The organism is Pseudomonas sp. CAN1, from assembly GCF_030462585.1.
GTDB lineage: Bacteria > Pseudomonadota > Gammaproteobacteria > Pseudomonadales > Pseudomonadaceae > Pseudomonas.
Genome location: NZ_JASMRU010000052.1, coordinates 1 through 24,940, shown reverse-complemented (window position 1 = coordinate 24,940; position 24,940 = coordinate 1). Strand labels below are relative to the sequence as shown.

The window sequence follows — 24,940 nt, the reverse complement described above, 5'->3', positions numbered from 1 at the left end:
CTTGCCTCCGGCCTGGCGCTGCCAGGGTGTGACCAGGGCGCCGAGCTGGCGCACGAGCAGGCTGCTGGCCATGCCGAGCACGCCGATCAGCAGCATGCCGACGACGATGTCGGGGTAGTTCTGCAAGGTGTAGGACTCCCAGGTGTAGTAGCCGATGCCCCATTGCCCGGAGATCATCTCGGCGGTCACCAGGCAGAACCACGAAGTACCCATGCCGATGGCCAGGCCGGTGACGATGCTCGGTGCGGCGCCCGGCAGCACCACTTCGCGCAGCAGCGCCAGGCGGCTGGCGCCGAGGCTGCGGGCGGAGGCGAGCAGGCGCGGGTCGACCGCTTCGACGCCGTGGATGGTGTTGAGCAGGATGGGGAAGAGTGCGCCGGTGAAGGTGATGAAGATCATCGACAGCTCGGAGCTGGGGAACATCAGGATCGCCAGCGGAATCCACGCCACCGCCGGGATCGGCCGCAGCACTTCCAGCGGCGGCWGCAGGCTGTCGCGCGCCCAGCGGCCACGGCCGATGACCAGCCCGAGGAGGATGCCGGCGCAGGCCGCCAGCAGGTAACCGGCGAGCACCCGCAGCAGGCTGCTGCCCAGGTGGCGGCCGAGCTTGCTCGATTGCGCGAGGTTCCAGGCGGCGTCGAGCACGTCACGCGGGCCGGGCACGTTGGCGAAGGTGACCACGCCGAGGTTCACGTGGCGCGCGCTGAGCACCTGCCAGAGCGCGAGGCAGGCCAGCAGCGAGGCCAGGCGCAGAGTCCAGCGGGTGAGGGTGGTGGTGTTCATCGGCTTGTCTCCGCCAACCCCGGCGCGTGTGCCGGGGTTGGTTGTCGGGATTGGCTGGCGGCTCAGCGGCTGGCCACAGCCTGCTGGCTGGCGGCGGCGAAATCGGCGACCTCTCCACCGTGCTGGCGGGCAAAGGCGTCGGCCTGTTCACGCAGCAGGAAGGCATCCAGTGCGCCATCCTTGCCGCGCACGAACCAGGCCTGTCCGGCGAGCAGCTTGATGCCGCTGTCGCTGGCCTGGGCGTAAACCGCGCGGATGTCCTTGCCCTGTTGCTTGAGTTCGGCCAGCTGGCCCAGCGCCTCTTTCGCGGTGGCGTAGCTGCGCACCTTCGGTTCGCCGCGCACCCAGATCTGCGCGACCTTGCGGGTATCGCTGATCGGCTTATTGGTCAGCGCATCGTTGCCCAGCAGCGGCTGCTGCGCGTAGTTCTTCAGAGCCTGCTCGTAGTCGGCGCCGGAGGCCTTGAAGGCGGCGCGGATATAGCGGTCGTCGACGAACTGTTCGACGTTCAGCCCGCGGTCGGCCTTCTTCAGCAGCTTCAGGGTGTCGATGGCGGTGGCCACGGCCTGGCGGTACTCCGGCTTCCAGGTCAGGTCGCGGGTCTGCAGGCCGAGCGGGCCGTGGAACAGGTAGCTCACCTCGGCGGGAATGCCGGCGACCTTCTCGATCAGCTCGCTGTACTTCTCCGGGTCCTGCGCCAGCAGCTGGTTGGCCTCGTAGGTGGCGCGCAGGTAGGCCTCGACGATTTCCGGGTACTTCTGCGCGTAGTCGGCTTCGACCAGCGCGCCGTGGAAGGTCGGTGCCTTGGCCTGGGAGCCGTCATAGATCTTGCGGGCGATGCCACGGCTTTCGAACAGTTCGGCGAAGGGCACGAAGTCGGCGTGGGCGGCGATCTTGTTGGCCTGCAGCGCGGAGCCGGCGACTTCCGGCGGCTGCGCGATGATGGTGACGTCCTTCTCCGGGTCCCAGCCTTGCGCGGCGATGGCGCGCAACAGCAGGCCGTGGGCGGTGGAGGCGAAGGGCACGGAGATGGTCTGGCCCTTGAGTTCGGCCAGCGATTGCACCTTGGACGCGGCGGGCACGACGATGCCGTTGCCGCTGCCGTCGATGCTCCCCGAGAGCACGCTGATGAACAGGCTGCGCTTGCCGGCGGCCTCGTGGGCGACGCCGTTGAGCGAGCCGGGGAAGTCGGCCATGGCGCCGAAGTCGAGCTTGCCGGCGACCATCTCGTTGGTCAGCGGCGCGCCGCTGGTGAAGTTCTTCCACTGCACGTCGTATTGCGCGTCCTTGTACGCGCCGTCGTGGGGCAGGTACTTGTCGAGCAGGCCGAGTTCACGGATCAGCAGGCCGCCGGCGGCGCAGTTGATGGTGGTGTCCTGGGTGCCGATGGCGACGCGGATCGGCTCTTGGTTAGAGAGTGCTTGAGCCGAAGTGCCGGCAGTGATGCTGGCAATGGCGAGCGCGAGGCCGGCCAGGGTGGTGCGCAAGGTCATGGGTGTTCCCCTCGAATCATGAGTGTTGGAATCGTCTCCGCCGCAGGCCTTGCGGTGGGAAACGAGGGGCGGTGCATCAGGCGTCCGGCGGTGGGGCCGGATGGCGTTTCTTATGTGGCTTTTCGTCGGAGCGAGCTTGCTCGCGAACGCTCCTCTGCCGGCTGTGGTTCGCGAGCAAGCTCGCTCCTACAAGAGCAGCGGCGGTGCGGTTCAGCGCAGCAGATACGGAATCTCGACCCGCACGGCGCCGGTGGGGCAGTCCTTTTCACAGGGCATGCAGTACCAGCATTCGTCGAAGGCCATGTAGGCCTTCTGGGTGGAGGGGTTGATCGCCAGCAGGTCCATCGGGCAGACCTCGACGCAGACGGTGCAGCCCTTGTCGGCGATGCACTTGTCCTCGTCCACCGTCACCGGGGCGCTGGAGCGGAAGAAGATTTCCTGGGGTTGGTAGGCCATTGCACGCGGTCCTCATCGTGTTGCTTGCCGGCCGTCGTGGCGGTCGGCTGATTCTGTTCGGTGTTTCCGGGGTGGTACTGGTGCTAGGGCCTTCCCTCACCCTAACCCTCTCCCAGAGGGAGAGAGGACTGTCCTGAGCGGTGAAGAAATCGGCGCTCGCCGGCTGACGCCATTGTCGCCCACCGCGCCGAACGACCCCCTCTCCCTCTGGGAGAGGGCTGGGGTGAGGGTCTCCTCGGCGAACGAACCACTATGCTGCCTCGCTCTTAACCCGCAGCCGCTCATAGGCCTGCTGTTCATCCTCATCCAGCGCGATCAGATAGGGCTCGATGGGCTTCTTGAAACTGGTCATCGCGCCGTCCTCGTCCTTCTTCAGATGGGCATGGCAGAACCACTCGGCATCGTTGCGCAGCGGGTAGTCGACGCGGTGGTGGTACAGGCCCCAGCGGCTTTCGGTGCGGAACAGCGAGGCGCGCGCGGCCATCTCGGCGCAGTCACGGATCACGCTGACTTCCATGGCGCGCATCAGCTCGTGGGGGTTGCTGGCCTTCATCTGGTCGAGGTCGTGGGCGATCTCGGCGAAGCGTTGCAGGCCGATCTCCATCTTCTTGGTCACCTTGGGCGGCTGCAGATAGTCGTTGACCATCCGCCGCAGCTTGTACTCGACCTGTGCCGGTGGCAGGCCGTGCTCGCGCTTGAGCGGGGCGAAGACACGTTCGCGCTCGCGCTCGACCTGTGTGGCATCGACCTCGCTGAACTCGCGCCCGGCCACGTACTGCGCGGCATTGGCGCCGGCGAACCAGCCGTAGGTGAAGGCGCCGAGCATGTAGTTGTGCGGCACGGCGGCCATGTCGCCGGCCGAGTACAGGCCACTGACGCTGGTCTCGGCCTTCTCGTTGACCCACACGCCGGAGGCCGAATGGCCGGAGCAGAAGCCGATCTCGGAGATGTGCATCTCCACCATCTGCTGGCGGTAGTCGGTGCCACGTCCGGCATGGAACTGGCCACGGCTGGGGCGTTCGTTGCTGTGGAGGATTTCCTCGATGGTCTGGATGGTTTCCTCGGCCAGGTGGTCGAGCTTGAGGAACACCGGGCTGTTGCCACCTTCGAGTTCCTGGTGGAACTCCCACATCATCTGGCCGCTCCAGTAGTCGCACTCGATGAAGCGCTCGCCCTTGCTGTTGGCGGTGTAGCCGCCCAGCGGGCCGGTGACGTAGGCGCAGGCCGGGCCGTTGTAGTCCTTGATCAGCGGGTTGATCTGGAAGCACTCCAGGTTCGAGAGCTCCGCCCCTGCGTGATAGGCCATGGCATAGCCGTCGCCGGCGTTGGTGGGGTTCTCGTACGTGCCCATCAGGTAGCCGGAAGAGGGCAGGCCCAGGCGGCCGGCGGCACCGCAGGCGAGGACCACGGCCTTGGCACGGATCACCTGGAACTGTGCAGTGCGGCAGTCGAAGCCGAGCAGGCCGTTGACCGCGCCCTCGGCATCGGTGAGCAGGCGGGTGACCACCAGGCGGTTGGTGATCTCGATGCGCGCACGCTTGAGCTGGCGGTACAGCACCTTCTTGATGTCGTGGCCCTCGGGCATGGGCAGCACGTAGGCGCCCATGTGGTGGACCTTCTTCACTGCGTAATCGCCAACCTCGTCCTTCTCGAACTTCACACCCCAGCGGTCCAGCTGCTGCAGGGTCTCGAAGCTGTGGGTGGCGTAGGCGTAGACCGCCGCCTGGTTGACGATGCCGTCGTTGGCGACGGTGATTTCCTTGGTGTACTGCTCGGGCGTGGCGTGGCCGGGGATGATCGCGTTGTTCAGCCCGTCCATGCCCATGCTGATGGCGCCGCTGCGCTTGACGTTGGCCTTGTCCACCAGCAGCACGCGCAGCTCGCGGTTGGCTTCCTTGGCCTTGATCGCGGCCATCGGGCCGGCGGTGCCGCCGCCGATCACCACGATGTCGTAGGCGAGTTCCTTGTCTGCGGGAACCTGGGAGAGGTCGAACTGGCTCATTGATGCTGTCCCTTCTGGCGGTCGATGCGCAGGCGGTACTGGAAGGCATCGCCGCGGTAGTAGAGGTGTTCGTAGTCCAGCGGCGCGCCATCGGCGGTGTGGGTCAGGCGCTCGATGCGCATCACTGGCGAGCCTTCTTCCACCTCCAGCGCGCGGGCCAGTTCGGCGTCGGCGAGGATGGCGTCGATGGCCAGGTCGGCGTGGCCCAGGGGCAGGGCGCAGTCGTTCTCGAGGATCAGGAAGATGTCGCGGCTGACCAGATCGGCCTTCTCCAGGCGTTTGCCGACGTGCTCCGGCAGCCAGGTGATCTCCAGCGACACGAGCTCGCGGTTGACCAGGCGAGCGCGCTTGATCTGCACCACGTTGTCGCCCTCGGCGACCTGCAGGCGGGCGGCGACCTGGGCGTTGGCCGGCACGCTCTTGAAACTGCGCAGGCGGTTGATCACCTCGTAGCCGCGCTGGGTCATGGATTCGCCCAGGCCCTGCAGCGTGCTGACGTTCTGAAACGCCTTGGGCTTGGCGACGAAAGTGCCCTTGCCGTGGATCTTGAAGATCAGCCCTTCCTTCTGCAGGTCGCCCAGCGCCTGGCGCACGGTAATCCGGCTGACTTCGAAGGCCTTGCCCAGCTCGGCCTCGGAGGGCATGCGGCTGAGTGGTGGATAGGTGCCGTCGAGGATGCGCGTGCGCAGGACTTCCTTGAGCTGGCTGTAGAGGGGAACGGGGGAGAGGGGGAGTAGTTCGGCCATAGTTCATAACTTGTTATGACGAGTTGGCGAAACTATAAAAGGAATAATTGATTCAGGACAAGAAACGATTTCGCATAAGCATAGAGAGGGTTGCCTGTAGGGCTTATCGAGCGGTTGCGGCTACAGGATAAAAGCCCCTCACCCTAACCCTCTCCCGCAAGCGGGAGAGGGGACCGTTCGGTGCAGGAGGACACAATGGCGTCAGCCGGCACGGCCTGCCCCCTCTCCCTCCGGGAGAGGGTTGGGGTGAGGGCAACTCCTGACGCAGATATTCCCGGTTCGCAGGGCGCATAACGCGCCAGCGTTATCCGCCCTACGAGTGCCTCAGAACGGCCGGCTGCCCGACAGGCTGATGCGCTTCAGGCGGCGCTTCTCGCTCGCGGGGAAGGCATTGCGGCCGTGCAGCACGGCCTGGTTGTCCCACCAGACGATGTCGCCGACCGACCATTTGTGGCTGTAGATCAGCTCGGGCTGCTGCAGGTGCTCGCGCAGCTTCTCCACCAGCGCGGCGCCTTGTTGCGGGTCGGCGTCGGGGATCTCCACCTCGGTGTGCACGGAGAGGAACAGCACGCGCCGGCCATTCTCCGGATGGGTGCGCACCAGCGGGTGTTCGGTGCCCTGGATCGGCTCGATGTCCGGGGTGCGGTAGCGCACGAAGGTGCCGTTGTAGCCGCCGCTCTTCAGGCGAATGAACGGGTTGTAGTTGATCAGGCGTAGCGGGTCGATCTCGGCGCGGGTCGCTTCATCCAGTGTCTCGTAGGCGCGGGCGAGGTTGGTGAACTGGGTTTCGCCGCCGGTCTTCGGCACCTCCAGCGCGTAGAGGAAGGAGCCGGAAGAGGGCACCGGCGTCCACTGGTGATCGATGTGGGCCGGCAGGGCGAAGTTGCCCAGTTCGCCGTCCTCGGTGTTGGCCACCTTGACGATGTCCGGCGCCTTGCCGTCGGCGCCGGAGGACAGCACGGGGAAGTCCGCCGGTGGCTGGAACACCGCGCCGAACAGGGTGGCGAAGCGCAGGTATTGCTGATCGTCGAGCTGCTGGTCCTTGAAGATCAGGATGTGGTGCTCGCGGTGGGCCTGCTTGAGCGCCAGGATCTGTTCCGGCGTCAGCGGCTCGCGGGCGTCCAGGCCGCGCACTTCGGCGCCCAGCGGGGCGTCGAGGGGAATGATGGTGAAGGGTTCAGGAGCGACTTGCTGGAGGGCGCTGGATTGGCTCATGGGTATTTTCCTCTGAGTGTGTGCCGTGCAGCCCTCACCCCAACCCTCTCCCTGAGGGAGAGGGGGCTGGCCGCTGCAACGGGATATTCCGTCGTGTCGTGTGGCGCGCTCGCCCCCTGTGACAGGGGCGGCCTGATCAGGCTTTCTGTAGGGTTCAAACCTTCTTGATGGTGCGGCTGCGCTGCCCATCGACGCCCACCGGCACATCGCCGTCGAGGGTCACGCGGCGCACGATGCGCGGCTGGGTGCCGTAGTCGTCCACGGCGTAGTGCTGGGTCGCGCGGTTGTCCCAGATGGCCACGTCGCCCGGCTGCCAGCGCCAGCGCACGGTGTTCTCCAGGCGCGTTACGTGGCTCTGCAGCACGGCGAACAGGTGCGCCGAGTCATGCTGCGAGAGGCCCTTCAGGCGCTTGACGAAGTGCCCCAGCAGCAAGGTCCGCTCGCCGCTGACCGGGTGCACACGCACGACCGGGTGCTCGGTCTCGTAGACGGTGGAGGTGAACACCTTGCGGTACTCCTCCAGGCGCGCCGGGTCGACGTTGGGCTTGACGCTCGCGTAGTCGTATTCGTTGCTGTGCACCGCCCAGAGCGAATCGGCCAGGGCCTTGAGCTCCGGCGTCAGGTCGTCGTAGGCGCTGGCGGTGTTGGCCCAGACGGTGTCGCCGCCGGACTCGGGGGCCACCACGTTGCGCAGGATCGAGGCCTTGGGATAGGCGTCGACGAAGGTCACGTCGGTGTGCCAGGAGTTGGCGCGGCGGCCCTGGGCGCCGTCGAGTTCCAGCAGGTAGTGGGTGCCTGCCTGCACCGGCACGGTGGGGTGCGCCACCGGGTTGCCGAGCAGCTTGGCGAAGGCCTCCTGGCCCTGGTCGTCGAGGTGCGTCTGGCCGCGGAAGAAGATCACCTTGTGCTTCACCAGCGCGGCCTGGATGGCGTCGGTGGTGGCGGCGTCCAGCTCACCGGAAAGCGTCACGCCGCGAATCTCGGCGCCGATGCGGCCGGCAACCGGGTGGATGTCGAGGCTTACTGCGTGTTGCTGGATTGCTTGTGCTGCATTGCTCATCTCATCGTCCTCTTGCTGTGGCAATAGAGCCGCGCCCGGGCGCGGCGGATGGGGATCAGAAGTCGTAGCGAACCGAGGCGCCGAGGGTGCGCGGCTGCCCCACCGAGGCGGTGTAGGAGCCGTTGATGCTGGCGAAGGCGGCCAGGTAGTAGTCCTTGTCGAAGGCGTTCTTCAGCCAGACGGAAGCGTCCAGCTGGCCGTCGCCCAGGTCCTTGCGCAGGCCGACGGAGAAGTTGGCCAGGCCGTAGCCGTCGATCTTCGAGAGATCGGAGTTGTCCAGCGTGCCCTCGGCCTCGGAGCGGTAGGAGTAGCTGCCGCTGACGTAGGGGCGGATGCCGTCGTCGAGGTTCCAGGCGTATTCGCCGTTGAGGTTGGCGATCCACTTCGAGGCGCCCACCACGCGCTGTCCGGTGAGGTCGCAGCTCGCTGGAGCGTTGGGTTGAGTGGAGACTTCCGCCGGGCACGGGGCGTCCTTGAACGACAGGTAGGTGACGTCGTTGTAGGAACCGTTGAAGTTCAGCGTCAGGCCGCGAATGGGCAGGGCGGTGGCCTCGAACTCCAGGCCGCGCGAACGCACGCTGCCGGCGTTGGAGAGCACCGAGACCAGTTGGGTCGAGCCCGGCGGCTGGTACAGGGTGGTCGCCTGGTAGCCGTGGATGCCGGTCCAGAAAATGTTGGTGTTGAGCTGCAGGCGGTTGTCGAACAGGGTGGTCTTGATCCCCAGTTCGGCATCGTTGGCGCGCTCCGGGCCGACCAGCAGGGAGTCGGCGCCCGCCGTCGGGGCGCTGGCCACGGCCAGGTTCACGCCGCCGGATTTCTCGCCGTGGGACAGCGAGGCATAACCGAGCAGGTCGTCGGTGAACTGGTAGCTCAGGCTCACCAGCGCCGAGGGCGCGAAGCTGTAGAGGCTGAGGTCGCCCGAGTCGTAGGCGCCCAGCTGGTTGCGCCGGACCACCGCGCCGGCGCCGGTTACCGCCGAGCCGCCGACCGGGTCGAAGCGCTCGACCTTGGCGTCCTTCTCCTCGTAGGTGCCGCGGATGCCGGCGGTGAAGTCCAGCTTGTCGGTGAGGTGCCAGGTGCCCTGGGCGAACAGCGCGAAGCTGTCGGTGTTGATCTTGCCGTTGGCWTTCGAATAGGTGTTGTTCAGCGCATTCAGGTCGGTGCCCAGCAGGTAGCGGTCAGCCAGCGGGCCGTAGCTGGTGAAGGTCTTGTTGCCCAGGTTCTGGTTGAACGCGTAGGCGCCCAGCACGTAGTCGAAGAAGCCGCCGGTGGGCGAGGCCAGGCGGATTTCCTGGGAGAACTGGCGGTCGTGGACTTCCACGCCGGTGTTGTTGATCGCCGAGACGTCGAGCTGCTCGTCGTTGGCCGGGGTGAAGTGCCAGTAGCGGTAGGCGCTGATGGAGGTCAGCTTGTAGCCGCCGTTGAGGTTCCAGTTGGCCTCCACCGAGCTGCCGCCCTGGTGCACGCTGACGTGCTGGCGGCTGTTGATGTTGACCTTGTGCCGGTCCGGGTCGCGGATCGGCGAGGCGCCTACCGAGGCGGCGCGTTGCCAGAAGCGGTCGGCGGCGCCGTACACCACCATGCTGCCGTTGCTGGAGTCTTCCTCGTTGTAGTCGTTGATCCAGCGCAGGTCGAAATCCTCGTTGGGCTTGAACAGCAGCTGCCCGCGGATGCCCTGGCGCTCGCCGCCATTGAGGTAGTTGTCGTCGTGGATGTTCTTGATGTAGCCGTCGTCGCGGGTGCGGTAGGCCGAGACGCGCCCGGCGAGGGTGTCGGTCAGCGCGCCGGAGACGGTGCCCTTGCCCTGGAAGTAGCCATCCTGGCCACCGGAAACCTCGACGCTGCGCTCGGGGCTGAAGGTCGGTGCGCGGGTGCTGATGTTCAGCACGCCGGCTGTGGTGTTCTTGCCGAAAAGCGTGCCCTGGGGGCCGCGCAGCAGCTCCAGCTGCTCGATGTCCAGCAGGTCGAACACCGCCATGCCCGGACGGCCGAGGTAGACGTTGTCCAGGTAGACCCCGGCGCTGCCTTCCAGGCCGTCGCTGGCCGGGTTGTTGCCGATGCCGCGCACGGCGATGCTCGACTGCCGCGCATGGATGAAGGCGACGTTCACGCTGGGCAGGATCTGCTGCAGGTCCTGCACCTTGTAGACGCGCTGGGTCTCCAGGGTTTCGCCGCCAACCACGGTGATCGGCGTGGGCACCTTCTGCGAGTCCTCCTCGCGGCGGCGGGCGGTGACGGTGACCTTGCCCAGGGTGGCATCGGCCTTGGCTGGCGCAGCGCTCACGGGTTTGGCGGTCTCACTGGTGGTGCTGTTGTCTTCGGCTTCCTCGGCGAATACCGGGAGGGTGCCGCCCAGGGCCAGCAGGAAAATGGCCGAGCGCAGCCGGCTTGGCTTGAAGGGGAAGGGCGAATGTCTCGAAGTCATGCTGTGTCCTTATCTGCCTGCGCCAATCGCGGGCAAAACGGGGCCGCGCCACGCAGAAGTGGCGAACGACGTTTTTCGGTAGTGGTAGGTGCGGCTTTGGCTGTCAGCGACAGCGAGACAGGCACATTCGCGAGGAAAGGAGGTGCAAGGCTGGCATCGGGCGACTCCTGGTCTGAGCTATATTCTTAGTTCATAAAAGAATAGATCTAGGTTTTATTCTTCATTGACGGAATAAGAGCTTGCATTTAAAACGAGCGCATTCCCTGCGGCAAATGCCTTTGCCCTCTATTTTCAATGCCGGAAATGCATCATGGATCTGCGCCAGCTCCGCTACTTCATCGCCCTGAACGAACACCGCAGTTTCGTCCGCGCCGCCGACGCCATGGGCATCACCCAGCCGGCATTCAGCCGCAGCATCCAGGGCCTGGAGCAGGAGCTGGGCTGCCGCCTGGTGGACCGTGGCAGCAAGGACCTGCGGCCGACGCCCGAGGGCCAGGTGGTGCTGCAGCACGCGCTGAGCCTGGTGCAGGGCGCCAACAACCTGAGCCACGCCATCGCCCGGCTGAACAAGCTGGACTCCGGCGAGCTGCGCTTCGGCAGCGGGCCGGCACCGGCGCAGAAGCTGGTGTCCGACGCGGTGTCGCGCTTCGTCCAGCGCTACCCGCGCATCCACATCCAGTTCGGCGTGGACAACTGGGAACGCCTGGCGCGCAGCCTGAGCCGCGAGGAGATCGAGTTCTTCGTCGCCGACATCCGCCATTTCGAGGCCGACCCGAACTTCCAGACCCGCGCGCTGAAGCCGCGCAGCGGGCTGTTCTTCTGCCGCCAGGGGCATCCGCTGCTGGCCAAGGAAAGCCTCTCCACCAACGACATGTTCGCCTACCCGCTGGCGGCCACGCTGATCCCGCCCAGCGCGCGGAAGATGCTCGCCAACCTCAGCGGCAAGATCGACATCACCACCAACGTGCAGTGCGAGGACATGGCCTCGCTGGTGCGCATCGTCAGCCAGACCGATGCCATCGGCATCGCCGTGGAGGAGGCGGTGAGCGAGCCCATCGAGCGTGGTGACCTGGTGCAGCTGTACTTCCGCAACCTGCCGCACAACGTGGATATCCTCCAGGCCCGCTGTGGCATCGTGACCCGCAGTGGTGACCGTCTTTCGGCGGCGGCCAGGGCGATGATCGAGTTGCTGGCGGATATCGATGCGGGGGTGGAGAGCGAGGTGGCGTGAGGGTTTGTGCTCCTGGCCCGTAGGGCGAATAACCCGGAGCGGGTTATCCGCCGACACCGCGCCTCGCCGTGCGGGTGTGGGCTCTGGTAGGAGCGGAGCTTCTCCGCGATGCTTTTGCTTGTGGCTGGGTGTTTCTGCGCCGCTTCGGTGCGCGCGCGGACTCTGTGTTTCGCCCCCTCGGGCGACCTTCTTTGGCAAACGCCCCAAAGAAGGCAAAGGTCTTGCCCCGGACATCCGGTTTTTCGCTTAGGCGAAAAATTCCCTCGTTGAAGTGAAGTTTCAGGGGCACGCCGCGAAGGGCCATCCCTGGCCCATCGCGGCTCTCGCGACATCCATGTCGCTCAACCCCTGAAACTCCACTTCAACGAGGCCTCCTGAACGGGGCATTCGGCGCGTGCGGACGTTTCTCTGGAAATCTCACGTAGGGCGGATAACCCGGAACGGGTTATCCGCCGATGACGCCGCGGCGAATAACGCTGGCGCGTTATCCGCCCTACGGTCCTGAGCTCGAAATCACGGCGAAGCACGAACGTAGGATGGTGTGGAGCGCAGCGATACCCATGCTGTTGGTTCGCGGGAATCGATGGGTATCGCTGCGCTCCACACCATCCTACTCAAACGTTACGGTTAACCCTGTAGGACCGAGGGGGACGCCTAGTCCTTGCTCGCGAACCGCGCCGACAGGCGCGGCCAAGCCAATCACTGAACCGCCGCCACCGGCTGCGCTGCCACCTGCCGCGTAGCCGCTTCCAGGGGCGCGGGATTCGCCCAATCGGCAGCCTTGAAGTCCCGGCGGATCAAGCCGTAATTCTTCGCCGCATTGATCGAGGCATCCAGGCGGCCGAGGAAGTCGGCGTCCAGCTTCGGCGACAGCACTTCCACCAGCGGGCGGTCCTGGTATTCGCTCTTGAAGATCACCGCCGGGTAGCTGGCCTGCTTCGATACCAGGTCGATGTAGGCATCGCGGTTGGCCTCGGCGCTGGCCCATTGCACGGCTTGCAGTTGCACCTTGAGCAGGCGCTCGGTGATGTCCGGGTGGGCGTCGACGAATTCGCCGTTACCCACCAGCAGCGCCTGCAGGGTGCCGGCGCCGCCGAGGTCGCGGGTGTTCAGCGGGATTTCCGCCAGGCCCTTGTCGCGCAGGGCGAACAGGCCGGCCAGGCCCCAGGTGGCGTCGATCTGCTTGGCCGCCAGGGCGGCGAGGGCGGCGCTGAAGTCGAGGTTGATCACCTTCAGGTCCTTCTCGCTGAGGCCGGCGCTGGCCAGGGCGTTGTCGAACGACAGCTGGCTGGCGGTGCCGCGGAAGATGCCGACGCGCTTGCCCTTGAGGTCGGCCAGGGTCTTGATCCCCGAGCCCGGCTGCACGCCCAGGTAATGGTTCACGCCACGGGCGGTGGCGGCCAGTACGCGGCTGTCCAGCCCGCTGGACTTGCCGATGATCGCCGCCAGGTCGCCCAGGTAGGCGAAGTCCACCTGGCCGTTGGCGAAGGCTTCGTTGACCACCGGGCCTGCGCCCTTGAAGAAGCTCCATTTCACCTGGATGCCGTCCTGGGCGAATTCCTTCTCCAGCAACTGGCGGGTGTAGAGGATGTCCACCACGCCACCGCCGGAGTGGTTCTGCCCGGCGCTGACGTCGGGTACGGCGATACGGATTTCCTTCACTGGGTCGGCGGCCTGGGCGATCAGCGGATAGGCACCGAGCAGGCCGGCCAGGACCGGTGCGGCGAAGAGGGACAGCAATTGGTTGGTGAGGGCTTTCATGGCGCCTGCCTCCTGCAGTGGGGAGCGCGTATGGCTCCGGCGCCCGCACTAAAGGCATGGGGCTTTCCATCAACAAAATAATAAAAAGTGATTTTTTAGTAATTATTCGAGCTAAGCGAGCAGCCACAGGGCTTCGCGGGCAGATGCCCGGAGGGCATAAAAAATATTCGGCGAATGCATTGGATGCGCGGCGGGGCCTTCCCTTAAATGGCCTGTGTTAGCTCATAAATGCATTGATATAACTATTTATATTCCAATGAAGAATATTACGAAGCCGTATCGCCTAGCTCTTCCCAGTCCCCGCCTGAGGCCTGCCGCCTGGGGCTGGCGCGGGCTCGACCCTGTCCTGCCGTGGCTGGTGCCGCTGGCCATTGCCGTGCTCTGGTGGACGGCCAGCCATCGCCACTGGATGTCCGCGCAAATACTGCCCACGCCCGAACTGGTGCTGCAGGCCGGCCGCGAGCTGCTCACCGGCGAGCTCTGGCAACAGCTGGGCGTGAGCCTGAAACGTCTGCTCTGGGGCCTGCTGGCCGGCATCCTCAGCGGGCTGGCACTGGGCGCCTGGCTCGGCTTCAGCCGCCGCGCCGAGCGTCTGGTGCTGCCCACCTTCAGTGCCCTGGCGCAGGTCCCGACCCTGGCCTGGATTCCGCTGTTCATGCTGTTCTTCGGCATCGGCGAATTGCTCAAGCTGGTGGTGCTGATCAAGGCCATCATCGTGCCGGTGACGCTGCACACCCTGGTCGGCGTGCGCGATGCCCAGCCGCGCCTGCGCGAGGCTGCCGCCGTCCTGCGCCTGCCGCGCCGGTTGCTGTTGTGGCGACTGATCCTGCCGGCGGCGCTGCCGGCTTTCCTGACCGGCGTGCGCCTGGCACTGGCGCAGGGCTGGACCTCGCTGCTGGCCGTGGAGTTGCTGGCCTCCAGCGAAGGCCTCGGCTACCTGATGGTGCAGGCGCGCCAGTTGTTCATGCTCGACATCGTGTTCGTCTGCATCCTGGTCATCGGCCTGGTCGGTGCGGCCATGGACCGTGGCATCCAGGCCGTCGACCGGCGCCTGGTGCACTGGCCGCAACAGGCTGCCGGGGAGTTCCGCAGAAGCGCGGCAGGGCAGGGCTGGGAGCGCCTGCAACCCTGGCTGCTGCCGCTGGCCCTGCTGGCGATCTGGCAGGCGGCGAGCGCGCTGGAGTGGGTCGATCCGGCGATTCTCGCCAGCCCCGCGTCGGTGGCCGTCGCGCTGTGGGATGGCTTGCTGGACAACAGCCTGACCGTCGCACTGCTGGCCAGCCTGCAACGCACGCTTGCCGGCCTGCTGCTGGGTGGCTCGCTGGGCTTCCTGCTGGGGCTGGGGCTGGGCCTGTGGCGCCCGGCGGAACGGCTGCTCGGCCCTTCCTTCGCTGCACTGCGGCAGGTGGCGATCTTCGCCTGGGTGCCGCTACTCACCGCCTGGTTCGGCCTCGGTGAGCTGGCGAAAGTGGTGTTCGTCGGCCTGGCGGCGTTCTTCCCGCTGCTGCTCGCCACCCAGCGCGGCATCGCCAGCTTGCCGGCGCAACTCAGCGAGGCAGCCATCGCGCTGCGCCTCTCGCCCTGGCAGCGGCTGCGCCGGCTGGTGCTGCCGGGGGCCGCGCCCTCGGTGTTTGCTGGGGTGCGCTTGGCGCTGATCTACGCCTGGCTCGGCACCATCGGCGCCGAGTACTTCATGCCCTCGGACGGCGGGATCGGCAGCCTGATGATCGGCGCGCAACAACTCTTCCGCATGGACCTGGTCGGCGCCGGCATGTTGCTGGTGGGCCTCACCGGAGCCCTGCTGGCCGCCCTCGGCCAGCGCATCGAAGCGCGAGTGACGCGCTGGAGACACGCATGAACGCATTCGCATCCCAGGCACTGGTGAGTTTTCGCCAGGTCGCCAAGAGTTTCCCCGTGGACGGCCGCGAGCTGCAGGCCATCGAGCGCTTCGACCTGGAGATTGCCGACGGCGAGTTCATCGCCATCGTCGGCGCCAGCGGCTGCGGCAAGTCCACGCTGCTGCGCCTGCTGGTAGGGCTGGACCGCGAGTTCCAGGGCGAGATCCGCATCGACGGCGCGCCCATCGACGGCATCGGCGGCGAGCGCGGCATCGTGTTTCAGGAGCACCGCCTGTTCCCCTGGCTGAGTGTCGAGCAGAACGTCGCCCTCGGTCTGGTCAACGAACCGCTGAGCGAGGCCGGCAAGGCTGCACGTGTCGCCGATTACCTGCAGCTGGTGGGCCTGACGGCCTTCGCCCGCGCCTATCCGCACCAGCTTTCCGGCGGCATGGCGCAGCGCGTGGCGATTGCCCGTGGCCTGGTGGCCAGCCCGCGCATCCTGCTGCTGGACGAGCCCTTCGGCGCGTTGGACGCGCTGACTCGCCAGCAGTTGCAGGAAGAATTGCTGCGTATCCGCCAGCGCGAACGCATCACCACCGTGCTGGTGACCCACGACGTGGAGGAGGCGCTGTTTCTTGCCGACCGCGTGGTGGTGATGGCGCCGCGCCCCGGGCGTATCAAGCGCATCGTCACGGTGCCGCTGGCGCATCCGCGCGAGCGCGGCGGCTACGACTTCCTGCGCCAGCGTGAGGCGCTGCTGCACGAGCTGACGGGCGAGGGCGACTACGTCGCGCCGCAGCTCAAGCGGGTGGAAGACCTGCCGTTCGAGTTCATTGCCTGCTGACTGAATCGCGCTATCCAAATTGGATCTTGGGTGCCCGCTCTGACCCTCTCCCCCCGCCCTCTCCCTGAAGGGAGAGGGAGCCATTCGTGCCGGCTGCGATCGTGGTTTCACCTGACGCCGACCAGTCCCCTCTCCCTTCAGGGAGAGGGTTAGGGAGAGGGCACGCGCCGGCACGTAGTTCCAGAAAAGCACCGCCACACCTACCTTTCACTTACGTTGAACGAGTCCGACCATGAGCAAACGCCCCAACTTCCTCGTCATCGTCGCCGACGACCTCGGCTTCTCCGACCTCGGCGCCTTCGGTGGCGAGATCGCCACGCCGCACCTCGACGCCCTGGCCCTCGACGGCCTGCGCCTGACCGACTTCCACACTGCGCCGACCTGCTCGCCAACCCGCTCGATGCTGCTCACCGGCACCGACCACCACATCGCCGGCATCGGCACCATGGCCGAGGCGCTGACCCCGGAGCTGGAAGGCAAGCCGGGCTACGAGGGCTACCTGAACGACCGCGTGGTGGCGCTGCCGGAGCTGCTGCGCGAGGCCGGCTACCAGACGCTGATGGCCGGCAAATGGCACCTGGGCCTGAAGCTGGAGCAGGCGCCCCATGCGCGCGGCTTCGAGCGATCCTTCTCGCTGCTGCCGGGTGCGGCCAACCACTACGGCTTCGAGCCGCCCTACGACGAGAGCACGCCGCGCGTCCTCAAGAGCACGCCAGCGCTGTACGTCGAAGACGATAAATTCATCGAGGAACTGCCGGCGGACTTCTATTCCTCCGATGCCTTCGGCGACCGCCTGATCGACTACCTCAAGGAGCGCGACCAGAGCCGGCCGTTCTTCGCCTACCTGCCGTTCTCCGCGCCGCACTGGCCGTTGCAGGCGCCGAAAGAGGTGGTCGACAAGTACCGCGGCCGTTACGACGCCGGCCCCGAGGCGCTGCGCCTGGAACGCCTGGAGCGGCTCAGGCAGCTGGGCCTGATCGACGCCGACGTGAAGGCGCATCCGGTGCTGGCGATCAGCAAGGAATGGGCGCGTCTGACCGACGAGGAGAAAGCGAGATCGGCGCGGGCCATGGAGGTCTACGCGGCGATGGTCGAGCGCCTGGACTGGAACGTCGGCCGCGTCGTCGACTACCTGCGCCAGCAGGGCGAACTGGACAACACCTTCGTCCTGTTCATGTCCGACAACGGCGCCGAGGGCGCGCTGCTGGAGGCCTTCCCGCGCTTCGGCCCGGACCTGCTGAGCTTCCTCGACCAGCACTACGACAACAGCCTGGAGAACATCGGCCGCGCCAACTCCTACATCTGGTACGGCCCGCGCTGGGCCCAGGCGGCCACGGCGCCGTCGCGGCTGTACAAGGCCTTCACCACCCAGGGCGGCATCCGCGTACCGGCGCTGGTGCGTTACCCGGCGCTGCAACGCCAGGGCGAGATCAGCCACGGATTTTCCACGGTGATGGACATCACCCCGACCATCCTYGACCTGGCCGGCGTGCGCCATCCGGGCAAGCAGTGGCATGGCCGCGAAGTGGCCGAGGTACGCGGCAAGTCCTGGCTGGGCTGGCTCTCCGGCGAGACCGAGCAGGCCCACGACGAGAAGACCGTCACCGGCTGGGAGCTGTTCGGCATGCGCGCCATCCGCCAGGGCGACTGGAAGGCGGTGTACCTGCCGGCGCCGGTCGGCCCAGCCACCTGGCAGCTCTACGACCTGGCCAGCGACCCCGGCGAGACGCGGGACTTGGCCAAGAGCGAGCCGGCCAGGCTGGAAGCGCTGATCGAGCACTACAAGCAGTACGTCAACGAGACCGGGGTGATCGACGCGCCGCCGCCGTTCCTCGCGCGCTGAGTTCGCGCCGCGCTGAAAGCCCCGACGGTTAAACCCTCGGGGCTTTTTCATGAAAGACCGTCGGTAATAAAGCCTGAACTACGGGTGCTGCTCCTGTCCCAACGGGTAGATGCAAATCCGAGGCGGCCCGCGCTGGCAGCGTCAGCGCGCGGTGGCCCTTTACCTGAGATGAGGAGTGAACCTGGATGGCCAAGCAACCTGGAAAGCAATCTGGAAAGCAACCTGGCAAGCAATCCCCTGAACAAGCCGGCAAGCGCAGCGAACTGGCAGGCACCGACACCACCGACCGCGGCAACCACAACGACAAGCTCGATCAGCTGGAGCGCTACCGCGAGGACGCCACCGGCGAGGCGCTGAGCACCAACACCAACGTGCGCATCGCCGACAACCAGAACAGCCTGCGCGCTGGCGAACGCGGGCCGACGCTGCTGGAAGACTTCATCCTGCGGGAGAAGATCACCCACTTCGACCACGAGCGGATTCCCGAGCGCATCGTCCACGCCCGCGGCGCGGCGGCCCACGGCTACTTCGAGTGCTACGAGGATTGTAGCGCGCTGACCAAGGCGTCCTTCCTCGGCCAGGCCGGCAAGCAGACGCCGGTGTTCGTGCGCTTCTCCACCGTGCAGGGCCCGCGCGGCTCGGCGGACACGGTGCGTGACGTGCGCGGCTTCGCGGTGAAGTTCTACACCGACGAGGGCAACTACGACCTGGTGGGCAACAACATGCCGGTGTTCTTCATCCAGGACGCCATCAAGTTCCCCGACTTCGTCCATGCGGTGAAGCCCGAGCCGCACAACGAGATGCCCACCGGCGGCTCGGCCCACGACACCTTCTGGGACTTCGTCTCGCTCACCCCGGAGTCGGCGCACATGGTCACCTGGGCCATGTCCGACCGGGCCATTCCGATCTCCCTGCGGCATATGCAGGGCTTCGGTGTGCATACCTTCCGGCTGATCAATGCGGCCGGGGAAAGCTCGCTGGTGAAGTTCCACTGGCGGCCGAAATCCGGCGTCTGCTCGCTGCTCTGGGACGAGGCGCAGAAGCTTGCCGGCAAGGACCCGGACTTCCACCGCCGCACGCTGTGGGACGACATCGAGAGCGGCGACTACCCGGAATGGGAGCTGGGCGTGCAGGTGATCCCCGAGGCTGACGCGGAGAAATTCGATTTCGACCTGCTCGACCCGACCAAGCTGGTACCCGAGGAACAGGTGCCGGTGAAGCTGCTCGGGCGCATGGTGCTCAACCGCAACCCGGACAACTTCTTCGCCGAGACCGAGCAGGCCGCCTTCCACCCCGGCCATATCGTCCCCGGCATCGACTTCAGCAACGATCCGCTGCTGCAGGGCCGGCTGTTCTCCTATACCGACACCCAGCTGCTGCGCCTGGGCGGGCCGAACTTCAACCAGATCCCGATCAACCAGCCGCTGTGCCCGTTCCACAACAACCAGCGCGACGGCCTGCACCAGCACAGCGTGCACAAGGGTCGCGCGGCCTATGAGCCGAACTCCATCGATGGCGGCTGGCCGAAGGAGACGCCGGCCGCTGCGCGCCAGGGCGGTTTCAGCAGCTACCACGAGCCGATGACAGGCACCAAGGTACGGGTGCGCGCCGATTCCTTCGCCGACCACTTCACCCAGGCGGCGCTGTTCTATCACAGCCTCAGCGCTACAGAGCAAGGGCACGTCGCGGCGGCCTATGTGTTCGAGCTGTCGAAGGTGGAGCGCATGGCGATTCGCGAGCGCGAGGTCAACGAAATCCTCGCCAATATCTGCCCGAAGCTGGCGGAGAAGGTCGCCAGCCAGATCGGCGTGAAGGTCACCCACAAGGCAGCCAAGGTGCCGAAGCCCAAGCCGTCGCCAGCGCTCAGCCAGGCCAACCTGCTGGCCGGCGATATCCGCTCGCGCAAGGTGGCGATCCTGATTGCCGAGGGTGTCAGCGAGAGCGATGTCAGCGACCTGCGTGATGCGTTGGAGAAGGCTGGGGCAGTGGCCAAGCTGGTGGCGCCGAGCACTTCGCCGGTCAAGGCGGAGGGTGGTGCGCGGCTGGTGCCCGATGCCAGTTGGGATGGTTTGCCGTCAGTGGCCTTCGACGCGGTGTTCGTGCCCGGAGGTGCGAAGGCGACCGCGCAGATCGGTGGCGACGGCCGCGCGCTGCATTACCTGCTGGAAGCCTACAAACACCTCAAGCCGCTGGCGTTCGCCGGCAACGCGCAGGCGCTGCCGGGGCAACTCGGTCTGCCGGCGGACCAGGGCGTGGTCCAGGGCGGCTCGGCGGCGGATGTCTTCGCCGGCTTCGAGAAGGCGCTGAAGCAGCACCGCATCTGGGCGCGGGAGGCGCAGGTCGGCAAGATTCCGGCGTAGGTCCCCATGGCGACGGCGGATAACCCGTTCCGGGTTATGCGCCCTACGGGTGTTCCGCGGCTGGCGTGTGTGCCGACGCAGAGGACGTTCGTAGGGCGCATAACGCGCCAGCGTTATCCGCCGTTGTGGCATTGGTGGAAGCGGAGAACAGAGCCGATGGCCGCCCGACTGCTCGGACTGACGGCGACCACCGGAAACTTGCCTGTGGCGTCCTATGCCGATCCGTCCAGGAGGCCGTCCTGGTGGGCGGCGGACAGGTGGGGCTCCTGCCGGCTGTCCTCCGGTTCGATGTCCACCAGTTCTTCCAGTGACTCCTCGCGGGTCACCTGCGGATCGGGGGCGGGGGTATCCATGGGGGTTTTCATGCTGGCCTCGCTGGCCGGCGTGATTGCCGGCCCCTGTTTTCCGGAGCTTATTTTCCGGGCCCTATTTCCCTGAGATGGCCCGCAGCCGCGCGCCGGCCACCACGACCTTGCGCGGGCGGTGGGTCGGGTTGACCGGGACGAAGGTCTGCAGCTCGATGCGCTTGAGGAACCAGTCGACGTTGTCTTCCTCCAGCGGCCCTTCGATGGTCATCAGGTCGCGGCGGATGCGCTCGACCAGGTTGTTCAGGAGGATGGCGCTGGTCTGGTCTTCCTGCTGGATGACGCGGGAGATCAGGCGCTTGCCCTTGGCATTGCGCAGGTTCATCAGCACGGTGCCGTCGGGGCGGTTGAAGAACTGCGGACGGTAGTCGGTGAACAGATGGCTCAGGTGCTCGATGGCAGTGTCGCGATAACTGGACATGTCGATCCCTCCCGGTGCTCGGCCGGGCCAGGAAGGCGCCGGCGGAGCAGGAAACGCTGCATCAGCCGTTCCAGACAGCGCGCCACTGTCTCATCGGCTTAACAGGTTGAAATGGCAGGAATTCGCGAAAATCTGCTGGCCCATCGACATGTGCAAAGTGCAAGGATGCCCGCCAGCGACGCTGGAAAATGCACGGCCAGACGCTTCGCAGCGGGATTGACGAACCTCGGCAGTGCCTTCATCCGACCTTCCATCCGAAAAGCGCAACGCCAGCAGTTTTCCGAGCAACGGGCGCGGCTCCCATGAGCGCTGATTATGCGGGCACCGTTGCGCTGTTCAGGTGCTCGCCAGGCGGCTGCCCGGCCTTTCCCCGCTGCGCAAAGGGGGGCAGGGTGGAAGCGGGGAAGAGAGGTAAGCATGACTCAATTCCGAAGATTGGACGTGGAAGCGGTGCTGCACGAAGCCTACCCGCTGTTCAGTTTCTCCTGTTGCCGCGAGGCCGGCGGGAGTTACTCCATCAGCCTCGGCAGCCAGCTGGCGGCGATGCCGCACACCACGGTGGTCGGCATCCAGGGCAGTGAGCTCGATTCGGCTATGCGCGTGCGCAGCCTGGGGCTGGAACTGATCAACTGCTTCATCGACCAGTGATTGGTTCAGCGGCAGAAAAGCTGAACTTGGCATTGCGCTCCGGTTCAACCGGCTTGAATGCACAAGCCCGGAGAAAGCCGCCATGAGCCATTCCGCCAAGAGCACGCCCGACCCGCAGCACATCGAGATCGACGACACAGAAGACCGCATGGGCAGCGTGCGCGAACTGGACTTCGAGAAAAGCCCGCAGGGCAGGATCGGCGATGAACGCTCGCCCGAGGACGTGGAGCGCGAGTTCCCGCCGCAGCGTCGTCGCGAGATGGGCCTGAGCGGCGGCGAGACCCTGGGCGACAGCGCCGTCGAGGATGGCGTCAGCATGGACGACCTGGCGCCGGAAACCCTGATCGACGAGGACGGCACCGAATCACCGCTGGACCCGGCCGACGGCCGGCCCATCGACGCTGAACTGCACATCGTGCGCGAAAGCGAGATCGGCGGCGGCATCGGCCTGGACGAGGCCGAGGAAGGCCGCGTGCATCCGCTGGATGGCCGGCCCTGGGACGACTCCGACCCCGACGAGGAACAGTGAGCCGCCATCAGCCCCGGCCGGGAGATCCGCCATGAACGATCAACGCTGCGCCTGCCCAGGCTGCACCTGCAGCCTGGGCGCTGCCGCCGTCTATCACCAGGGCCACGGCTACTGCTGCCGGGCCTGCGCCGACGGCCACCCGGATGGCGAGAAGCATTGCCAGGACTCGCACTGCCACTGTGGCGAACAAAAACCGCCGCGAGGCTGAGCACGCGGCGGTCGGGGAGTTTTCATACGGAGATCAGCGGCTGGCCGCCGATCTCTTCTAAAGCCTCAGCTGTTGTTCCGGCTCAGCGCGCAGGCCGCTGCCAGCAACCCGGCCGCAGCTGCCAGGATCGCAGCGGTCTGCCAGGGGTGATCGCCGACGTATTCGCCGCTGGCCTGGATTGCCCGGCGGCTGCGCTGGATCAGGTGGTCACTGGTTTCCCGGCTTTCATCCACCAGGTGGCGCAGTTTGGACTTGAACGCCGGAAGCTGGTCGGCGGTCAGGTCGCGGCCGCCTTCCAGCAGGCTTTCCAGGTCATTCACCAGGGATTGCAGTTCCTGTACGCCGCTGTTGCGGTTGTGAAGAGTCGGGAACCAACGATAGCTGCCCATGAAATGTCTCCTTGGTTGCTTTGGGGGTGATTGCGTGTGCGGGGTCGCGGCTGGCTCAGGCGGCCTGGCGCAGGGCGTCGATCAGCTGCTGCTTGCGCATGCTCGAACGGCCGCTGATGTGGCGGGTGCGTGCGCGGTTGAGCAGCTCGGCCTTGGTCATCGATTCGAACGGTTGGTCGGGGCGCTCCACGCCGTGTCTGGTCGCCACTGCACGCTTGGCTGAGCTGCGCCGGGCCGCAGCCTTGGCGGTCTCGCTCTTGTTCTGGCCCGAGCCGCCGCTGCGCTCGCCGCCGCCGGACTGCTTGTTCACCGTGGCCCAGGCACGGGCCGCAGCCTCGTCCGGGGGCACACCCCGGCTTTCGTAGCTTTCCTCGATGTGCTCGGCCTTGCGCTTCTGCTTGGCGGTGTACTGGTCTTTGCTGCCGCGTGGCATGACAGGTCCTCCTGTTTGCTACCGGGCCCGCAATCGCGAGCCACAGGGGGAAGAAACCGCTCGTCGCCGATCGTTCGGCGTTTCTGATGAACGGGCCGTGCCGGTGGGAGAAAAGGTCTGAACTCCTGCATTTCGTCGCGGACAGAACCACTGGGGCGCGTCTCGCCCGCGCCGCGCAGCGTTACAACGACATGAACCGCAAGCAGACAGCCACAGGAGACGACGGCAATGGCCCTGGACAGCATTCCCGATCGGTCGCAAGTCGAAACCTTCAAGCACGCCGTGCTCACCCGCCTGCGCTACGCCGTAGGCAAGGACCCCGCCGACGCCTTCGACCACGACTGGTTCGAAGCCGTCGCCCTGGCCGCGCGCAAGTACCAGGTGGACAACTGGGAAGAGACCACCCGCGCCATCGATCGCAGCGGGCGCAAGCACGTCTACTACCTCTCCCTGGAATTCCTCATCGGCCGCCTGCTGGTCGACAACCTGAGCAACCTCGGCCTGCTCGACGTGGCGCGCCAGGCACTGGAAGAGCTGGGCGTGGACCTGGAGCGCATCCGCCTGCTGGAGCCCGATGCAGCGCTGGGCAACGGCGGCCTCGGCCGGCTCGCGGCGTGCTTCATGGAAAGCATGGCGACCCTGGACATCCCCGCCCACGGCTACGGCATCCGCTACGAGCACGGCCTGTTCAAGCAGGTGATCGGTGACGGCTGGCAGCAGGAACACACCGAGACCTGGCTGGACTTCGGCAACCCCTGGGAGTTCGAACGGCCCGAGTCCGCCTACAGCGTCGGCTTCGGCGGCAGCGTCTACAGCGAGCCGGACGCCAACGGCGTCGAACGGCAGCGCTGGGAGCCGGCGGAACGGGTGCGTGCGGTGGCCTACGACATGCCGGTAGTTGGCTGGCGTACCGCCAGCGTGAATACCCTGCGCCTGTGGCGCGCTCGCGCCGAAGAAACCCTCAAGCTCGACCGCTTCAACGCCGGCGACCACCTCGGTGCCGTGGCCGATACCGTCCGTGCGGAAAGCATCTCCCGCGTGCTCTACCCGGCGGACAGCACCGAGGCCGGCCAGGAGCTGCGCCTGCGCCAGGAATACTTCTTCGTCGCTGCCTCGCTGCAAGACCTGATGCAGCGTCACCTGGGCAAGGGCGAGGACGTTCACAGCCTGCCCGAGCAGGTGGCCATCCAGCTCAACGACACCCACCCGGCCATCGCCGTGGCCGAGCTGATGCGCCTGCTGCTGGACGAACGCGGGCTGGACTGGGACGACGCCTGGCAACTGACCGTGGCGACCCTGTCCTACACCAACCACACACTGCTGCCCGAGGCGCTGGAATCCTGGCCGGTGGGCCTGATGGAGCGCCTGCTGCCGCGGCACATGCAGATCATCTACCTGATCAACGCCTTCCACATCGACGCCCTGCGCGCCAAGGACATCCATGACTTCGGCCTGCTGCGCTCGGTGTCGCTGATCGAAGAGGATCACGGCCGCCGCGTGCGCATGGGCAACCTGGCGTTCCTCGGCTCGCACAGCGTCAACGGCGTCTCCGCGCTGCATACCGAGCTGATGCGCGAGACGGTGTTCCGCGACCTGCACCGGCTCTACCCGAACCGCATCAGCAACAAGACCAACGGCGTGACCTTCCGCCGCTGGCTGTTCCAGACCAACCCCCAGCTGACCGAACTGCTGGTGGAAACCCTCGGCGAGGAAGTGCTCGACAACCCCGAGAGCCGCCTGCGCGAGCTGGCCGCCCACGCCGAGAAGGCCGCGGTGCGCCAGCGCTTTGCCGAGCAGCGGCGCAATGCCAAGCAGCGCCTGGCGACGCTGATCGAGGAACGCCTGGGGCTGCGCATCGACTCGGACGCTCTGTTCGACGTGCACGTCAAG

Annotated in this window: 22 protein-coding genes; 9 read left to right on the top strand and 13 right to left on the bottom strand. The window is 66.4% G+C overall.

Annotated elements, in window-relative coordinates; genetic code table 11:
* From QO207_RS30025 to QO207_RS29990, 8 genes are all read right to left on the bottom strand, one after another.
* The coding region (locus QO207_RS30025) for an ABC transporter permease (protein WP_301535893.1) at nucleotides 1–783 on the bottom strand (783 nt) is incomplete at its 3' end.
* Between the two features lie 62 nt (nucleotides 784–845).
* Complete coding sequence (locus QO207_RS30020) at nucleotides 846–2,276, bottom strand: ABC transporter substrate-binding protein (RefSeq protein ID WP_301535892.1); 1,431 nt, start codon at nucleotides 2,274–2,276, stop codon at nucleotides 846–848.
* A gap of 210 nt (nucleotides 2,277–2,486) precedes the next feature.
* The gene (locus QO207_RS30015) at nucleotides 2,487–2,732 is read right to left on the bottom strand and encodes a ferredoxin family protein (protein ID WP_301535891.1); all 246 of its coding nucleotides are present in this window, start codon (nucleotides 2,730–2,732) and stop codon (nucleotides 2,487–2,489) included.
* A 250-nt stretch (nucleotides 2,733–2,982) separates the two neighbouring features.
* Nucleotides 2,983–4,734 carry a fumarate reductase/succinate dehydrogenase flavoprotein subunit gene (locus tag QO207_RS30010; protein ID WP_301535890.1) on the bottom strand — a complete coding sequence of 584 codons (1,752 nt, stop codon included), beginning with the start codon at nucleotides 4,732–4,734 and terminating at the stop codon, nucleotides 2,983–2,985.
* Nucleotides 4,731–5,480, bottom strand: coding sequence for a GntR family transcriptional regulator (locus QO207_RS30005; protein WP_301535889.1), 750 nt, complete (start codon nucleotides 5,478–5,480; stop codon nucleotides 4,731–4,733). Before QO207_RS30005 ends, QO207_RS30010 begins: the two co-directional genes overlap by 4 nt.
* A gap of 324 nt (nucleotides 5,481–5,804) precedes the next feature.
* On the bottom strand, nucleotides 5,805–6,695 hold the full coding sequence (locus QO207_RS30000) for a TauD/TfdA family dioxygenase (protein WP_301535888.1): 891 nt from the start codon (nucleotides 6,693–6,695) through the stop codon (nucleotides 5,805–5,807).
* Between the two features lie 154 nt (nucleotides 6,696–6,849).
* Nucleotides 6,850–7,755, bottom strand: a complete 906-nt coding sequence (locus tag QO207_RS29995; protein WP_301535887.1) for a TauD/TfdA family dioxygenase — start codon at nucleotides 7,753–7,755, stop codon at nucleotides 6,850–6,852.
* A gap of 55 nt (nucleotides 7,756–7,810) precedes the next feature.
* Nucleotides 7,811–10,180, bottom strand: a complete 2,370-nt coding sequence (locus QO207_RS29990; RefSeq protein WP_301535886.1) for a TonB-dependent receptor — start codon at nucleotides 10,178–10,180, stop codon at nucleotides 7,811–7,813.
* 310 nt (nucleotides 10,181–10,490) lie between these two features.
* Here QO207_RS29990 and QO207_RS29985 point away from each other — a divergent pair, with 310 nt between their 5' ends.
* Nucleotides 10,491–11,411: a LysR family transcriptional regulator gene (locus QO207_RS29985; RefSeq protein WP_301535885.1), complete on the top strand. Its 921-nt coding sequence runs from the start codon at nucleotides 10,491–10,493 to the stop codon at nucleotides 11,409–11,411.
* A 699-nt stretch (nucleotides 11,412–12,110) separates the two neighbouring features.
* On the opposite strand, the gene QO207_RS29980 is transcribed toward QO207_RS29985, so the two are convergent.
* Nucleotides 12,111–13,172 (bottom strand): ABC transporter substrate-binding protein, encoded by a 1,062-nt coding sequence (locus tag QO207_RS29980; protein WP_301535884.1) that lies wholly within the window; start codon nucleotides 13,170–13,172, stop codon nucleotides 12,111–12,113.
* A gap of 256 nt (nucleotides 13,173–13,428) precedes the next feature.
* On the opposite strand from QO207_RS29980, the gene QO207_RS29975 reads away from it, so the two are divergent.
* The 4 genes from QO207_RS29975 (at nucleotide 13,429) to katE (ending at nucleotide 20,057) form a co-directional block, all read left to right on the top strand.
* Nucleotides 13,429–15,030 (top strand): ABC transporter permease, encoded by a 1,602-nt coding sequence (locus tag QO207_RS29975; RefSeq protein ID WP_301535883.1) that lies wholly within the window; start codon nucleotides 13,429–13,431, stop codon nucleotides 15,028–15,030.
* Nucleotides 15,027–15,854, top strand: a complete 828-nt coding sequence (locus QO207_RS29970; protein ID WP_301535882.1) for an ABC transporter ATP-binding protein — start codon at nucleotides 15,027–15,029, stop codon at nucleotides 15,852–15,854. The genes QO207_RS29975 and QO207_RS29970 overlap by 4 nt, the downstream gene beginning before the upstream one ends.
* A 232-nt stretch (nucleotides 15,855–16,086) precedes the next feature.
* Nucleotides 16,087–17,697 (top strand): arylsulfatase, encoded by a 1,611-nt coding sequence (locus tag QO207_RS29965; protein WP_301535881.1) that lies wholly within the window; start codon nucleotides 16,087–16,089, stop codon nucleotides 17,695–17,697.
* Between the two features lie 185 nt (nucleotides 17,698–17,882).
* Nucleotides 17,883–20,057, top strand: a complete 2,175-nt coding sequence (katE, locus tag QO207_RS29960) for a catalase HPII (RefSeq protein ID WP_301535880.1) — start codon at nucleotides 17,883–17,885, stop codon at nucleotides 20,055–20,057.
* Nucleotides 20,058–20,269: 212 nt separating this feature from the next.
* On the opposite strand, the gene QO207_RS29955 is transcribed toward katE, so the two are convergent.
* Both QO207_RS29955 and QO207_RS29950 read right to left on the bottom strand, forming a co-directional pair.
* The gene (locus tag QO207_RS29955; RefSeq protein WP_301535879.1) at nucleotides 20,270–20,422 is read right to left on the bottom strand and encodes a hypothetical protein; all 153 of its coding nucleotides are present in this window, start codon (nucleotides 20,420–20,422) and stop codon (nucleotides 20,270–20,272) included.
* 61 nt (nucleotides 20,423–20,483) lie between these two features.
* A complete protein-coding gene (locus tag QO207_RS29950) occupies nucleotides 20,484–20,843 on the bottom strand; it encodes a DUF3509 domain-containing protein (protein ID WP_301535878.1) in 360 nt (119 codons plus the stop codon).
* Nucleotides 20,844–21,260: 417 nt separating this feature from the next.
* On the opposite strand from QO207_RS29950, the gene QO207_RS29945 reads away from it, so the two are divergent.
* From QO207_RS29945 to QO207_RS29935, 3 genes are all read left to right on the top strand, one after another.
* The gene (locus tag QO207_RS29945) at nucleotides 21,261–21,491 is read left to right on the top strand and encodes a hypothetical protein (protein WP_301535877.1); all 231 of its coding nucleotides are present in this window, start codon (nucleotides 21,261–21,263) and stop codon (nucleotides 21,489–21,491) included.
* A gap of 82 nt (nucleotides 21,492–21,573) precedes the next feature.
* Complete coding sequence (locus tag QO207_RS29940) at nucleotides 21,574–22,020, top strand: phosphotransferase system, HPr-related protein (protein WP_301535876.1); 447 nt, start codon at nucleotides 21,574–21,576, stop codon at nucleotides 22,018–22,020.
* Nucleotides 22,021–22,051: 31 nt separating this feature from the next.
* The gene (locus QO207_RS29935; protein WP_301535875.1) at nucleotides 22,052–22,228 is read left to right on the top strand and encodes a metallothionein; all 177 of its coding nucleotides are present in this window, start codon (nucleotides 22,052–22,054) and stop codon (nucleotides 22,226–22,228) included.
* Between the two features lie 65 nt (nucleotides 22,229–22,293).
* Here the strand turns inward: QO207_RS29935 and QO207_RS29930 are convergent, their stop codons facing one another.
* Together QO207_RS29930 and QO207_RS29925 are read right to left on the bottom strand one after the other, a co-directional pair.
* Entirely contained in the window at nucleotides 22,294–22,617 is a 324-nt protein-coding gene (locus tag QO207_RS29930; protein ID WP_301535874.1) for a YqjD family protein, read from the bottom strand.
* Between the two features lie 55 nt (nucleotides 22,618–22,672).
* A complete protein-coding gene (locus QO207_RS29925; protein WP_301535873.1) occupies nucleotides 22,673–23,050 on the bottom strand; it encodes a Rho termination factor N-terminal domain-containing protein in 378 nt (125 codons plus the stop codon).
* Nucleotides 23,051–23,278: 228 nt separating this feature from the next.
* Here QO207_RS29925 and glgP point away from each other — a divergent pair.
* The coding region (gene glgP, locus QO207_RS29920; protein WP_301535872.1) for a glycogen/starch/alpha-glucan family phosphorylase at nucleotides 23,279–24,940 on the top strand (1,662 nt) is incomplete at its 3' end.

Bases quoted from the DNA above. Each gene is read 5' to 3' on its own strand.
- QO207_RS30020 (WP_301535892.1), bottom strand. From the start codon at position 2,276: ATGACCTTGCGCACCACCCTGGCCGGCCTCGCGCTCGCCATTGCCAGC.
- QO207_RS30015 (WP_301535891.1), bottom strand. From the start codon at position 2,732: ATGGCCTACCAACCCCAGGAAATCTTCTTCCGCTCCAGCGCCCCGGTG.
- QO207_RS30010 (WP_301535890.1), bottom strand. From the start codon at position 4,734: ATGAGCCAGTTCGACCTCTCCCAGGTTCCCGCAGACAAGGAACTCGCC.
- QO207_RS30005 (WP_301535889.1), bottom strand. From the start codon at position 5,480: ATGGCCGAACTACTCCCCCTCTCCCCCGTTCCCCTCTACAGCCAGCTC.
- QO207_RS30000 (WP_301535888.1), bottom strand. From the start codon at position 6,695: ATGAGCCAATCCAGCGCCCTCCAGCAAGTCGCTCCTGAACCCTTCACC.
- QO207_RS29995 (WP_301535887.1), bottom strand. From the start codon at position 7,755: ATGAGCAATGCAGCACAAGCAATCCAGCAACACGCAGTAAGCCTCGAC.
- QO207_RS29985 (WP_301535885.1), top strand. From the start codon at position 10,491: ATGGATCTGCGCCAGCTCCGCTACTTCATCGCCCTGAACGAACACCGC.
- QO207_RS29980 (WP_301535884.1), bottom strand. From the start codon at position 13,172: ATGAAAGCCCTCACCAACCAATTGCTGTCCCTCTTCGCCGCACCGGTC.
- QO207_RS29975 (WP_301535883.1), top strand. From the start codon at position 13,429: ATGAAGAATATTACGAAGCCGTATCGCCTAGCTCTTCCCAGTCCCCGC.
- QO207_RS29970 (WP_301535882.1), top strand. From the start codon at position 15,027: ATGAACGCATTCGCATCCCAGGCACTGGTGAGTTTTCGCCAGGTCGCC.
- katE (WP_301535880.1), top strand. From the start codon at position 17,883: ATGGCCAAGCAACCTGGAAAGCAATCTGGAAAGCAACCTGGCAAGCAA.
- QO207_RS29955 (WP_301535879.1), bottom strand. From the start codon at position 20,422: ATGAAAACCCCCATGGATACCCCCGCCCCCGATCCGCAGGTGACCCGC.
- QO207_RS29950 (WP_301535878.1), bottom strand. From the start codon at position 20,843: ATGTCCAGTTATCGCGACACTGCCATCGAGCACCTGAGCCATCTGTTC.
- QO207_RS29945 (WP_301535877.1), top strand. From the start codon at position 21,261: ATGACTCAATTCCGAAGATTGGACGTGGAAGCGGTGCTGCACGAAGCC.
- QO207_RS29940 (WP_301535876.1), top strand. From the start codon at position 21,574: ATGAGCCATTCCGCCAAGAGCACGCCCGACCCGCAGCACATCGAGATC.
- QO207_RS29935 (WP_301535875.1), top strand. From the start codon at position 22,052: ATGAACGATCAACGCTGCGCCTGCCCAGGCTGCACCTGCAGCCTGGGC.
- QO207_RS29930 (WP_301535874.1), bottom strand. From the start codon at position 22,617: ATGGGCAGCTATCGTTGGTTCCCGACTCTTCACAACCGCAACAGCGGC.
- QO207_RS29925 (WP_301535873.1), bottom strand. From the start codon at position 23,050: ATGCCACGCGGCAGCAAAGACCAGTACACCGCCAAGCAGAAGCGCAAG.